We start from the raw sequence: 12,696 nt of genomic DNA, 5'->3' as shown, positions 1-12,696 counted from the left end.
ACAGGTAAAGTCACATAAAACTGACTACCTTGCCCCTTCCCTAGAGAAGTTGCCCAAATCTGTCCGCCTAATTGGCGGACTAATTGCCGACAGATTGATAGCCCCAAACCTGCGCCGCCGACAGCTCGGCGCAGAAAGCCTTCTTCTTGATGAAACCTGTCGAATATTGTCTCTAATCGATCGGGTTCGATCCCGCAGCCTGTATCGGCAATTTCGACTTCTAGCATCGGTTGTGGGGGAATTTCGGCTGTAGTTACTTCGCCGATTTTGACGGTAATTGTACCTGTGGCGGGTGTGAATTTACAGGCATTATCCAACAGCTTGCTAAACAGTTGAAATAAGGCTTCATTGTCGGCAATTATCGGCGGTAGCGCAGGTGAAAGATTCATGACGATCGAGGGTAGATCTCGTGGCTGGGAGGCTGCTTGGAGGTTACTGACAGCGATCGAGAGCGAATCAGCTAGATCGACGGGTTCCATTTGCCAGGTGGTAAGATTGCTTTCTAGGCGCGAGAGCAACAAGAAATCTTCGATCAATTTCCGCAACCTAGCGGAATCAGTCAGGGCGATTTCTACCATCGACTGTTGATATTTTGCGGGCATATCAGGTTCGGCATCTAGGCTTTCTAGACACACCTGAATTGTCGATAGGGGCGTGCGTAACTCGTGCCCGACAATGGCAATCAGGTTATTTTGAGTTTGTTTGATCGCGGCTAGCTGCTGATTCATCTGTTTAAGATTGATGAAAGCCTCTGCCTGTAACAGTTCGATCCCGACGCGCTCGGCGATCGATCTGAGTAAATCTCGATCGGCGAGTGACCATAAATACGGATTGGATCGATGTAGTTCTAATACGCCCAAACATTGCTGTCGCTGTTCATTTTGCCCACCTGCACCGACGAAAATCGGCACCAATAAACAAGCCTCGATCTGTAATCGGGCTAATTGTACCTGGAGATCTGGATGAGATTGAATGCCTGAATCCTGGCTGACATCTGCGATCGAGACAATTTGTCCCTGATTCAGCAGCGGTTGAAAATGCGGATGACTTGCCAAATATTTAGTTGAGGCTAATTCCGCTAACCCTTGCGGAGATCGAGATAATAGACAGCGACATTGCCGGAATAACTGGGAAACTTCGCGGATTGTCACGGCTAAGATATCGTCGATCGTTAGCGATTGGCGAATCGTGGTGGTAAACCGATTAATTAACCGTTCCTGTCGCTCCTGCCCCACAATCCGCTGATAGGCTTTCACCTGTCGATATTGGCTGGCTTGGAGATACGTCACAAGTCGATTTACAAACAACTCAGTCGATAGTGATGCAGCCGATTGGAGCGGCAGATTTTCGGCTAGCCCCCGCTGTTTTTCGCGATCGATTTGACTGGCTAAATCGGGACGATAATCCCCAATTCGCTTGAGTAGTATGGCTGCGGCTTGACGACTGACAGCCGGATCGAATGTCCAAAACCCTCTAAACTGGCGGGCTGAATCGAGATCGATCGTGCCGACAGGGGCAGCATATTCTCGACAAATCAGACAAGCACTATAATTTTCACCGACAATGGCTAAATGCCACTCCTGAGCTAGTTCATCGGTTTGCTCTAATCCAACCGTCGCAAACGGTGCTGGTGCGGAAGCGAAATCGGTTTCGGGCGCGGCTAAGACGTAGACTCGATCTGTAAGCTGGGCAATCCGTTGATATCGCCCAGCTTCCTGACGATAATAGCGTTCTTGCTGGAAATTGGCAATTACTAAAGGCTGCTCAGTTCCGGCTAATACCAAATCTTCCATCGCGTGGGAAATGGCGGTTAAGGTTGCCTTAAAATAAACTTGCGCCCTAAGTTCGGGAAATAACTGGAGTAATTCGGGTAGCAGAGAGTTAGAATTTTTCATTCGCCATGTACCTGTTGAGGAAAACTAGTCACGATTTGCGCGGAGTCTCGATTCGCTCGATCTTGCCAACTCACTCGACTCGAATCCAAATCGTCTACAATGCTTCCCTCCCAACAGATATTAGCCACAATTGCCCGATCTAATTGGGTGCGGCTGAGATTCGCATTCGTTAAATTCGCCCCTGTCAGATTAGCGTAGCTCAGATTCGCTCCAGCTAAATTTGCCCCCGTGAGATTGGCATAACTCAGATTTGCCCCTGATAAATCGGTTTGACTCAAATCTGTAAACTCCAAGTCTGCTAACCGCAAATCGGCTCTGTGCAAAACGGCTCGATCGCAAGTCGCTCTACTCAGATTAGCCCGAATCAACATCGCTCGATCGCCTCTACTTCCCGTCAGCCGCGCTTGACGCAGATCGACACGCCACAACATCGCTTTAACAAATACTGCTTCCGTCAGATTTGCACCCTGAAGATTGGCGTGAGCTAAATTACTATCATTCAGTTCAGATCGAGTCAAATCGATCCCGCTGAGGCAACATTCGCTCAGATCGATCGATTGCAGCTTGCTCCGCCTAAAATCGCGGTAGCCTCGATCGTACTGTTGCAGTAGATCCTTCGCATTTGTAAGTTGGGGGTAAAACATGATTTAAAAAGTACACAGGCATATCGAGATGGCGGCGAAAGCTTTTGCTTGCCACGCGCGGGTTTTAGCCAGTAAGTGTGGAATTGCTAAGTCGTTGGCGCAGCCTGTCCCTTGGAGAATCGGGGGTACTAATTTGACGGGGAATAAATTAGTTTAATTAAGATTTGTTAAGTTGTATGTAAACAAATATAACAGAAGCTTGCTAAATCTAGCAAATCTTAACTTTAATTTAAGACATCGCTGTTCGGCAGATGCTACTTATGGTCTGTAGACTGATAGTCATCAGCAGAAGCGTCCAACCTAGACGACTACCAATACTTTGGATATTTGCCATCGTTTGCTAAGTTATTATAAATAACGGCAATAAATACTAAAACAATCGCACCAAACAGAGTCGGAAATAGCAGAAAACTCCATGCTGGTTTGAGCAAATAAATAATAACTGGATTTGAACCTGCGGGTGGATGAGTCGTACGGGTGAGCATCATCATCGCAATAGAAGTACCAACTGAGATCGATACAGACCACCAAGTCGCCCCAAAAAGCGTCAAACAGAGCAAACCAATGAAAGAACTTAGAAAGTGTCCACCAATGACATTTCGAGGTTGTGAAAATGGCACATCAGGAAACCCAAAAATCAAAACACAAGAGGCTCCAAAAGAACCTAATACAAGTGCTGTCGAAAACGTATTCGATAGTAATGTGACCGCACTAATAGCCAAAAAGCCACCCAGCCAAGCTACTAAAATTGCTCTAATTGAATGCTTCGGTGGTAATTTTGTGTTATCTCCCTTCAATCTCTCAAATAAATTCATTGTAGATCTTACTTTTTTCGTGTTTAATTAGCTGTCTCAAAAAAACTGAGCTGCGTTGCAGTCGGAATAATTTCTACTGATTCTCCGCGCAGTACCTTCTCATAAAATAAACTTAGCATCTCTTCATCTACATTTTCATCCATGAATCGAAAGGAAGATGCAGCGATATATTGAATATATTTTTCAAAAGCTAACCAATTACGACCTTCTGCTTCAGCAACAAATCCAGTAGTATTAGAACCAGAAAATATATCGACGACCAGATCGCCTGGATCTGTTAAAAGCGAATAAAAAATTCTGGCAGCTTAGTTGGAAAACGTGCAGGATGTGCTTTAATTCCTAAAGATTTACAGCCTCTTAAATATTGTCCATTAGATTCTGAGTTAGCTATCTGTAATAGATTTGAAGGAATCGATCCACCATTATCTTTTGCAAATGTCTTGCCGATATCATGTCCCGATGGACGTTTTTTGGGATCGTAAAACTTATCTGGATCTTTCAGTAGTTGTTTCATTCTCGGACTATATGGCGTTAGAACTTTACTTACGTCTGCTTTCGGAAATTCTGATTTACTAAACCACCAGACTGTATTTACGGAATCTTTTGCTCTGATTTTTCTTTTATTCACCCACTCAATCGGACTAAGTATTTTTGAAGGATTAAACCAATAAAAATCTTCAGCTAAGAAGAAGCCAATTTCATCACAAAAGTAAATTGGTACTCTAAAATTATAAAGACTTCTAACTGGCTTGCCTTTTTCATAAGTACCGCCTAAATCGAGAACGAAACTACCATCAGGTTTTAGTTTCTGATATACTAATCTCGCAAATTCAGCCAGCCATTCAACATACTCATTTGCATCCTTATTTCCATACTCTTTCTCCCTTTGGAGTGCGAAAGGAGGGCTAGTTAAAACTAAGTTGATGCTCTCATCTGGTAACTGATTTAATAGCTCCAGCGAATCGCCACAAAATGCCGCTCCCAAATCGGTAAAATATGCTGGTGGATGAGTAAATTTATCGATACTGACTGGAACACGAATTTGGGTTAAGGGCATGGCTTATTCTTAAATGCTACTTATAGTCTGTAGACTCATAGTCATCAACTAGTTAATTATAGACGTGATGTCAATCTATAAAAACTGTGGTGTCTGATGCTAGGAAAGTCTTTGCGTCTAGGTTACGGCAAATCCGTCAGGTAAAGGGTTTATCGCAAGAGGAGCTGGCTGACAGCGCAGGCTTGCATCGTACCTATGTGGGTTCGGTAGAACGTGGCGAACGCAATATCTCTATTGATAATATAGAACGTCTTGCCAAGGCTTTGGAGATTGACATCATCGAACTTCTTAAAGAAGAGCTAGAATGATACCTCACCCAGATAAGATAATTCTTGACGATTTATTTCCATACATCCAAAAATATCAAGAACTTGCAGCCAAACATGGCATTAATGATATTTTCCAAGATAATGGTGGCAAAATTCTTCAAGTATTGCTGGTAACAGGATTAAAGGTTCTACCAGGGAGAGTGGGGAATGATGCCAAGGATACTGATGGGAATGAATATGAGTTAAAATCAGTAAATATAGCTCTCACGAAAAGCTTTTCTACTCATCATCACATCAATCCTCGGATCATTGATAAATATCGTCAAGTAGATTAGATCTTTGCTATTTACAGGGAAATTAATTTAGTCTCTATTTATAAACTGACACCCAGCGATTTGGAATGTTTTTACACGAAATAGTCGGAGAAATGGCATAATTCTGGTGATAAAGATATTAATAATCCTAAAATTCCGGTAAAATATGTGCTGGAACATGGAGAGCTGTTGTATTCTGTCGATCGAATAGATTCGCTGCCATAATAGCTCCTTGAATTCTCAAAGATTAAATCAACTGAATTAATAATTTTCTATGTTAGACATCCGTGCTCAAATTGCTACAGAACTAGACTTAAATCCAAATATCGTTCAAAACGTTTTAGATTTATTTGCAGAGGGCGCAACGATTCCATTTATTGCTAGGTATCGCAAAGAGCGTACCGATGAGATGAATGAAATCATGTTGCGGGAACTGGAAGAAAGATTTACTTATTTAACTGAATTAGCAGCGCGGAAAGAGAGTATTATTAGCTCGATCGAGTCTCAAGCTAAACTCACCCCAGAATTGCGTACCAAGATCGAGAATTGTTTATTAAAGACTGAATTAGAAGATTTATATCTACCCTACAAACCTAAGCGACGTACTAGAGCAACAATCGCCAAGGAGAAGGGATTAGAACCACTGGCTGAGTTGATTCGTTCGCTCAATTTACCAACTGCTCAATCTGTAGATTTAGATCTAGAAGCAGCGAAATATATTGATGAAGAAAAAGGTGTCAAGACAGCCACCGAAGCTCTAGCAGGAGCTTCTGATATTATTGCTGAATCAACTGCTGACAAGGCTAATTTACGTGCTTATATTCGCGAGTATATTCAGTCAGAAGGTGGATTTGTTTCGAGTATTAAAGATGATGTCGAGGAGGGTTCGACTAAATATGAGATGTATCGGAAATATGCCGTATCAATTAGCAAAGTTGCCCCACACAACTTACTCGCCTTATTTAGAGGCGAAGCTGAGAAAGTTATTAAGCTAGAATTAGAGTTTGATGAAGATGATGTTTGTGAGTATTTAGCTCGACAAGAGATTAAGACTAAAATACCTGCGTTGCAGCAGTTTTATCAAGGGATGCTCAAGGATGCTTTCAATCGGTTGATGAAAACATCGTTAGTGAATGAGGTACGCGCTGAGTGCAAATTGCAAGCAGATATCGGCTCGATTTCTAACTTTGAAACCAATTTACGCGAACTATTATTATCTGCTCCAGCGGGAATGAAACCGACACTGGCGATCGATCCTGGATTTCGCAGTGGTTGTAAAGTTGCGGTATTATCGGAGACGGGTAAGTACCTGGCTTATGAAGCAGTTTTCCCTCACCAAGCCGCCAATCAACGTCAACAGGCGGCGAATACAGTTAAACAATTCATCAAAAAGTATAACATCCAATTAATCGCGATCGGTAATGGTACCGCCGGACGCGAAACAGATCAATTTGTGATCGAACTTTTGGCAGATGTCGAACCGAAACCGATTAAAGTAATGGTGAATGAATCAGGTGCTTCGATTTATTCAGCGAGTGATGTTGCTATCTCTGAATTTCCCGATTTAGATATTACCGTGCGCGGTGCAATTAGTATCGGACGACGCTTGCAAGATCCGCTTGCTGAACTCGTGAAGATCGATCCTAAATCAATTGGTGTCGGACAATATCAGCACGATGTCGATCAAAAACTCTTACGAAAAAAACTCGATGATACCGTCGAAAGTTGCGTTAACTATGTCGGCGTAGATCTAAATACCGCGTCCAAAGAACTACTAACATTTGTATCCGGTTTAAGTCCCGCAGTTGCTAACAATATCATCGCCTATCGGAACGAGCACGGAGCTTTTAAAAACCGCAAACAACTACTCAAAGTCGCCAAATTAGGGCCAAAAGCTTACGAACAAGCCGCCGGATTTCTTCGCATCCGTGGCGGTGAAAATCCCCTCGACAACACCGCAGTTCATCCAGAAAGCTACAGTATCCTGGCGACAATCGCCAAAGATGTAAATATTCCCCTGACTGAGCCGACGAAATTAGGCGCGGAACTCAAACGGGTAGATCTAAAAAAATACATTACAGAAACAGTTGGCGAACCCACCCTCCGCGATATTATCAGCGAACTCGAAAAACCAGGACGAGATCCCCGTGCAGAGTTTAAATATGCCACCTTCAAGGCAGGAATTCAGGAAATCAAGGATTTAGTCCTCGGGATGGAATTAGAGGGCACCGTGACCAATGTAGCGAACTTTGGAGCCTTTGTAGATGTCGGGGTGCATCAAGATGGATTGGTGCATGTCTCCCAATTATCCGACAACTTTGTCAGCGATCCCAATCAGATTGTCAAAGTCGGACAAGTGGTGAAGGTAAAAGTACTAGAAGTCAATGTCCAACTCAAGCGAGTGAGTCTAACGATGAAAACTGGTGTATCCACACCGACAGGAAATCGTCCATCCCCACAACCAATAGCACGCAGCAATAAACCCCAATCATCATCAGTTAGACAATCGCCAGTATCACCTAAAATCCAGCCAGTGCAAGAATCAACTCAGCCAGCAACACTTGCCGACTTACAGCGCAAGTTCGGTAAGAAAAATTGAGTGGTATAAGTTTCGATCGGCCTCAATGGGTAAACTCAGATATTGCACCAGTAACTGGCAACTAATGAAAGTGGTGACAATTTATGGGGTGGTGACGAGTGGGACAGTTTGGCGGTTTTTGCAGTTGACAAGACAAGTAGTATCGATCGATTTGACTGATTATCCGCTATTACCAGTGGATAATGTTTTAGGTGTACTGGTTTGGATGCTACGCCGCGATTAGATCGATCGAGTGCTTAGGAATGAGGATTGAATAACTTGTGTAGGTTTGGATCGGTGCGACTTGAAGAGATCGATGTTTCCCCGCCTGCTGAAAATCGCGTTAAATTAGAGTATATGAGGTCGCAAAGGATAGACCGTCCCTCTGACCCTCCATCGTTCCACCTCCCGATCGTTGACATTTTTTAACTATGCTGCGAATCATCACTCAGCAGACTGAAGCGCAACAAGAGTTGCAGCGAATCAGTGCCCGTACTCACGACGATGCGATCGTCCATAAAGAAGCCACCGTCAACGAGATCGTCCAAACAGTCAGACGACAGGGCGACAAGGCTTTGCTACACTATACGGCTGAATTTGACGGTCAAACCCTGACAGTCGATCGGTTGCGGGTTAGTGGTGCCGAATTAGATGCTGCGTATCAACAGGTGTCTAAGGAATTACTCAAGGCGATCGAACTCGCAGCCCAGAATATTGAAGCTTTTCACCGCCAGCGGGTACCCAAATCCTGGGTGACATTTGGCGAGGATGATGTTGTGCTAGGCAAACGTTACAATCCGGTCGATCGAGCAGGGATTTATGTCCCCGGAGGACGCGCGTGCTACCCCAGCACGGTGCTGATGAATGCAATTCCGGCGAAAGTAGCAGGCGTGCCCCAGATTGCGATGGTGACTCCCCCAGGGGCGGATAAAGCTCTCCATCCGGCAGTGCTGGTCGCCGCTCAAGTGGCGGGAGTTGAAGAAATCTATCGAGTTGGTGGTGCCCAATCGATCGCCGCTTTAGCCTATGGTACAGATACCATCCCCAAGGTTGATGTGATTACTGGTCCTGGTAATATCTACGTTACCCTTGCCAAAAAGCTCGTCTATGGGACTGTCGGAATCGATTCCCTGGCTGGACCATCTGAAGTCCTCATTATCGCCGATCGATCTGCCAATCCGGTGCATGTTGCCGCCGATTTATTAGCCCAAGCCGAACACGATCCAATGGCAGCGGCGATTTTGATTACCACCGATAGCCAATTAGCCACAGCCGTCCAGTCTGCGGTGGAACAGCAACTTCAGGATCATCCCCGTCGGACTTTGACAGAGAAATCGATCGCCCATTATGGGCTGATTGTGGTGGTTGAGACGCTGGAAATTGCGACCGAACTATCAAATCAATTTGCCCCCGAACATTTGGAAATAAAGACTAACGATCCTTGGGAGTTGGTGAATCAAATCCGTCATGCAGGCGCAATTTTCCTGGGTGATTCTACTCCAGAAGCTGTTGGTGACTACCTTGCAGGCCCCAATCATACCCTCCCCACCTCTGGTGCGGCCCGCTATGCTTCGGCTCTGGGTGTCGAGACATTTATGAAACACTCCAGCCTGATCCAATACTCGCCCACAGCTCTCAATAAGGTCGGTAATGCGATTGCCGCTCTCACCCAAGCTGAAGGACTATTTTCACACGGTGAGTCCGTCCGATTGCGGTTGAAAGATGCTCCCTGGGAGAGAGTAGACGATCGGGGGTAGAAGACAGACAGATCTGTTTAGCAGGCTAAAATCATGATTTTAAGAACTGTTTTGGTGGCTTTGGACGAATCGGCTCGATCGCAACAAGTAATCGATGCGATCGAGAATTTACAACTATCGGCAGAAAGTAAGGTGATTCTCTGTCATGTTTTAGCCAATGATTCTTCCCAATTCGATTTGGCTGACTTACCACATCAATATGCACGGGAAATTCCCTACCGACAGGTCGAGAAACAACTGCAACTCTATCAACAACAGCTACCTTGTCACAGCGAGATTGAAATCGTCACTGGCGAACCCGTGACGGAAATTCTCCGCTTGGCACATATCTATCATTGCGATTTGATTGCAATCGGTTGTCGCGGACTCACTGGAGTGAGCAGGATCGTCCAAGGCTCCATCAGCAGTCAAGTCTTTAGCGAAGCACCGTGTTCTGTACTAGTCGTTAGGAATTAGAGGGTAGGGGTTGTTGGGGTGTGAGGGGGTAGGGGTGTGTTAGAGCCTTTATGACCTTTTACTCCCCAACTCCCCTACACCTATCCTTGTTCTGGCAACTCCAACTTAGGTGGGAGAGAACGTTTAACTGGTGCAGGCTTCGGTTTATCTACCTCAGTTCGAGGCATCGATTCCCTAGCATTTTCCTCATCCCAGGGCTTCTTAAATGGTTTTTGGCTTCCGGCATCACCTGGAGGTCTACTGCCACCTTTGCGAGGCAATTTAGCGCGAAGAGGAGCGACGAATTGACCGCTACGGATCTCTAGATCGTTGTCAACTCTCACCACATCAAAATCCCAAAAGTTACCGACCAGTTTTTGGGGCAGATCGCCAATTAATCGGATTTTGAAATATCGCTCCTCCTCGGTTTTTTTCTTGGGTGATTGGCGAATTTTTACAAAGATTTCTTTGGTCTCGCGCGACTGATAGATGACTTCGCCCCGAATTGAGAAATAACTATCAGGGATGCCCAATGTTTCGATCGAGGGAATCGTCCGAACATCTGACAGTGACTCGATGCTAGCCGCGCTATCTGCGCTTGGAACTGCTTCATCATCTGGCGACGTGGCAATCGGATTGTCGGCATCAATTGAATTACTGACCGATTTAATTACCAATTGTGGGTCCCAGATGCCCATAATTTGCGCGTGGAGTTTGTTATCCTCCTTGCGAATGCGGGGGTATACGACCCAAAGATGAGATTTTTCTAAGTCTAAATGATTTTTGATCAGACTCATGATGCGACCGAGAATGACAGCATCGATCGTCGCACCATCATCAGCCAACACTACCCCCTGATTGAATTCTTCGATCGAGGGTACATATTTGCCTAAAATCAAACCGATCGCCCGATATTGAAGTGGCTCGCTCGCTGGTGGAATTGGCGTATTCCCCGTCAGTTGGAGCATCGGGGGTAAGGGTGGGTAATCAGCCGGATCTGGTCTTTTGGGCCGTTTGATCGGCTTGGCAGGTCTATTGACAGCTTCTGGATGCGATGGAGGCTGATTGCTGGGGAATTGTACAGAACTCATAGAAAATTCCTTCGGACGGAGTCAAGTTTTTCGATCTCCCTCTCATGGTAATCGGGATCTTCGAGACTAAATTGTGGGTAATGAACTAACTAAGCAAGTTCGGCATTTTTGGAAATGAGATTCCTGCTATATACAGATCGTTCCCACATCCCGCATTCAAACTACTATACCAGCGATCCGATCTTCTCGCGGTAGCGACTTCTCTAAACGATTGAAATGACTGACTTGAGTTGTGTTTACTAGCATAATCGATCGATCTAGTCTGATTGTAACAATTTCTGGTCGCATCCTAAAATCGAGGAATCACTGTTTTCGGAGATGTTGCGGTAGACTGTAGAGTGACAGGGCGAGCAATACGATCGAGGGAGGAAGTTGTTTTGGATGAGTTACGAACGGCTTTAGAATTGGCTACTGAAGACGAATTGCTGCAATTGACCAAGATTCTCTTTAGCCGTAAGTTCAACCCCTTAGACTATGTTCGTACCCCCGATCTGGTCGAGATTCAGAGTCAGGATCGGGATAGTTGGTTAGATGCGATCGAGGATCGATTTCGATTTTTAGCCGCTGATGGGATCACTGTTTTGCAAGGACGCACTCAGGGCGTGAGCTACCGTCAAGCTTTGGTACGAGTCTGTCGATATCTCAAAATTCCTTATTCTAGTCAACTTAGTACCACGGATTTAGAAGCAGAAGTTTTCTTGTATTTAATGGGTAAAAGCTGGCATAAGTTACCTGCTGGAGATCGAGATGCACTAACAGTGAGAGTCCAGAAATCCTTGGCAAATACTCGTTTCGACCAACCTTTGCCCGCACATATCCAACACGATCCCATTAAACTAATTTTAAAGGGCAGCAGCGCGATCGCGATTAATTCTGTTCTCAAACCATTAATTCTTCATCAAATTGCTCGTCAATTTGCGTTCCATTTTGCTAGTTATGAAGTTGCCAAGCAAACGCTGATTCGGGGTGGAATTGCCGCTACCAGCCAACTACAAAGTTATATCGCGATGTATATGGCAAAACGCGGTATGATGCTGTCAGCAACCCAGCAGGTGGCTGTACGCGGTGTTTTTACTATTTTAGGACCAGCTATGTGGGGCTGGTTTTTTGCAGATCTTGGCTGGCGATCGATCTCGACTAATTATGGGCGGATTATTCCTACGATTGTAGCGTTAGCCCAGATCAGATTGACTCGATCGACTGATTGGGAATTAGCTTATTAGTGAATAGGGGATTATGTCTGTTTCGGCTGAGAAAACGAGTTGGCGATGGCAGTTGGAGCAACTTCAGCAGCAGTTGGGGGAATGGATTGAGGTAAAACTAAGATCGGACGATCGGGATTTACAACTCGATATTTTCCCACCCTGGTTGGGGCCATTATTAGTTCGACTAACTTGGGTTGTTTTAGCTGGGTTACTAGTCTGGTTTGTTTATCGTTTTATCTATCCCTACTGGCGACGATGGCTGGCAGAAAATAGATCGCAAAAATTGGGGTTAGATGTACCTTCAGAAAAGTTATATACAGTCGCAGAATTACTGGCTAAGTCACAAGATTTTCAGCGTGATGGCGATTATACTCAAGCGAGTAGATGGCTATATTTGGCGATGCTGCAGCGATTAAATGATGCCAATCTCATTCCCCATCAATTTAGTCGGACGGATCGGGAATATCTTCGGTTATTAAGAACAGTCCCCACAATCGATATTGGCGAGATATTAGTATCTATCCACGAACAACTTCACTTTGGCAATGAACGGGTTTCGATCGCCGATTTCAATCGCTGTCAACAAGCTTATCAACAAATAGAGAATCAGTTGGAAGTTGAAAGTTGAAACCTAAA

At 44.9% G+C, this 12,696-nt stretch carries 11 protein-coding genes and 2 pseudogenes; 8 read left to right on the top strand and 5 right to left on the bottom strand.

The window, feature by feature from the left end:
- The 4 genes and pseudogenes from RMO55_RS14175 to RMO55_RS14160 form a co-directional block, all read right to left on the bottom strand.
- Window positions 1–1,895: DICT sensory domain-containing protein (locus RMO55_RS14175; RefSeq protein WP_310427484.1), on the bottom strand; the 1,895-nt coding region annotated here is incomplete at its 3' end.
- On the bottom strand, window positions 1,892–2,539 hold the full coding sequence (locus tag RMO55_RS14170) for a pentapeptide repeat-containing protein (protein WP_310427481.1): 648 nt from the start codon (window positions 2,537–2,539) through the stop codon (window positions 1,892–1,894). The genes RMO55_RS14175 and RMO55_RS14170, both read right to left, overlap by 4 nt.
- Window positions 2,540–2,847: 308 nt before the next feature.
- Complete coding sequence (locus RMO55_RS14165; protein ID WP_310427479.1) at window positions 2,848–3,354, bottom strand: HPP family protein; 507 nt, start codon at window positions 3,352–3,354, stop codon at window positions 2,848–2,850.
- A 23-nt stretch (window positions 3,355–3,377) separates the two neighbouring features.
- A pseudogene (locus RMO55_RS14160) lies at window positions 3,378–4,411 on the bottom strand (DNA-methyltransferase).
- Window positions 4,412–4,497: 86 nt separating this feature from the next.
- Here RMO55_RS14160 and RMO55_RS14155 point away from each other — a divergent pair.
- The 6 genes and pseudogenes from RMO55_RS14155 (at window position 4,498) to RMO55_RS14130 (ending at window position 9,785) form a co-directional block, all read left to right on the top strand.
- Complete coding sequence (locus RMO55_RS14155) at window positions 4,498–4,719, top strand: helix-turn-helix domain-containing protein (RefSeq protein ID WP_396134319.1); 222 nt, start codon at window positions 4,498–4,500, stop codon at window positions 4,717–4,719.
- Window positions 4,716–5,219: pseudogene (locus tag RMO55_RS14150) on the top strand (restriction endonuclease). Before RMO55_RS14155 ends, RMO55_RS14150 begins: the two are co-directional and overlap by 4 nt.
- Before the next feature lie 49 nt (window positions 5,220–5,268).
- Window positions 5,269–7,593, top strand: a complete 2,325-nt coding sequence (locus RMO55_RS14145) for a Tex family protein (protein WP_310427475.1) — start codon at window positions 5,269–5,271, stop codon at window positions 7,591–7,593.
- Window positions 7,594–7,618: 25 nt separating this feature from the next.
- On the top strand, window positions 7,619–7,816 hold the full coding sequence (locus RMO55_RS14140) for a hypothetical protein (RefSeq protein ID WP_310427473.1): 198 nt from the start codon (window positions 7,619–7,621) through the stop codon (window positions 7,814–7,816).
- 187 nt (window positions 7,817–8,003) lie between these two features.
- Entirely contained in the window at window positions 8,004–9,329 is a 1,326-nt protein-coding gene (gene hisD, locus RMO55_RS14135) for a histidinol dehydrogenase (protein ID WP_310427471.1), read from the top strand.
- A 33-nt stretch (window positions 9,330–9,362) separates the two neighbouring features.
- Window positions 9,363–9,785 carry a universal stress protein gene (locus tag RMO55_RS14130; RefSeq protein ID WP_310427470.1) on the top strand — a complete coding sequence of 141 codons (423 nt, stop codon included), beginning with the start codon at window positions 9,363–9,365 and terminating at the stop codon, window positions 9,783–9,785.
- Between the two features lie 80 nt (window positions 9,786–9,865).
- Here the strand turns inward: RMO55_RS14130 and RMO55_RS14125 are convergent, their stop codons facing one another.
- Entirely contained in the window at window positions 9,866–10,855 is a 990-nt protein-coding gene (locus RMO55_RS14125) for a hypothetical protein (RefSeq protein ID WP_310427468.1), read from the bottom strand.
- 377 nt (window positions 10,856–11,232) lie between these two features.
- Here RMO55_RS14125 and RMO55_RS14120 point away from each other — a divergent pair, with 377 nt between their 5' ends.
- Together RMO55_RS14120 and RMO55_RS14115 are read left to right on the top strand one after the other, a co-directional pair.
- Window positions 11,233–12,078, top strand: coding sequence for a YaaW family protein (locus RMO55_RS14120; RefSeq protein ID WP_310427467.1), 846 nt, complete (start codon window positions 11,233–11,235; stop codon window positions 12,076–12,078).
- Window positions 12,079–12,091: 13 nt separating this feature from the next.
- A complete protein-coding gene (locus tag RMO55_RS14115; protein ID WP_310427465.1) occupies window positions 12,092–12,688 on the top strand; it encodes a DUF4129 domain-containing protein in 597 nt (198 codons plus the stop codon).
- The last annotated feature ends 8 nt before the right edge of the window (window positions 12,689–12,696 follow it).

The sequence above is a fragment of the Chamaesiphon sp. VAR_48_metabat_135_sub genome (assembly GCF_031418915.1).
Taxonomy (GTDB): domain Bacteria; phylum Cyanobacteriota; class Cyanobacteriia; order Cyanobacteriales; family Chamaesiphonaceae; genus Chamaesiphon.
This window is presented reverse-complemented; position numbering and strand designations above follow the sequence as displayed.

Coding starts and splice junctions, on each gene's coding strand:
- RMO55_RS14130 (WP_310427470.1), top strand. CDS start 9,363: ATGATTTTAAGAACTGTTTTGGTGGCTTTGGACGAATCGGCTCGATCG.
- RMO55_RS14140 (WP_310427473.1), top strand. CDS start 7,619: ATGGGTAAACTCAGATATTGCACCAGTAACTGGCAACTAATGAAAGTG.
- hisD (WP_310427471.1), top strand. CDS start 8,004: ATGCTGCGAATCATCACTCAGCAGACTGAAGCGCAACAAGAGTTGCAG.
- RMO55_RS14145 (WP_310427475.1), top strand. CDS start 5,269: ATGTTAGACATCCGTGCTCAAATTGCTACAGAACTAGACTTAAATCCA.
- RMO55_RS14165 (WP_310427479.1), bottom strand. CDS start 3,354: ATGAATTTATTTGAGAGATTGAAGGGAGATAACACAAAATTACCACCG.
- RMO55_RS14115 (WP_310427465.1), top strand. CDS start 12,092: ATGTCTGTTTCGGCTGAGAAAACGAGTTGGCGATGGCAGTTGGAGCAA.
- RMO55_RS14170 (WP_310427481.1), bottom strand. CDS start 2,539: ATGTTTTACCCCCAACTTACAAATGCGAAGGATCTACTGCAACAGTAC.
- RMO55_RS14125 (WP_310427468.1), bottom strand. CDS start 10,855: ATGAGTTCTGTACAATTCCCCAGCAATCAGCCTCCATCGCATCCAGAA.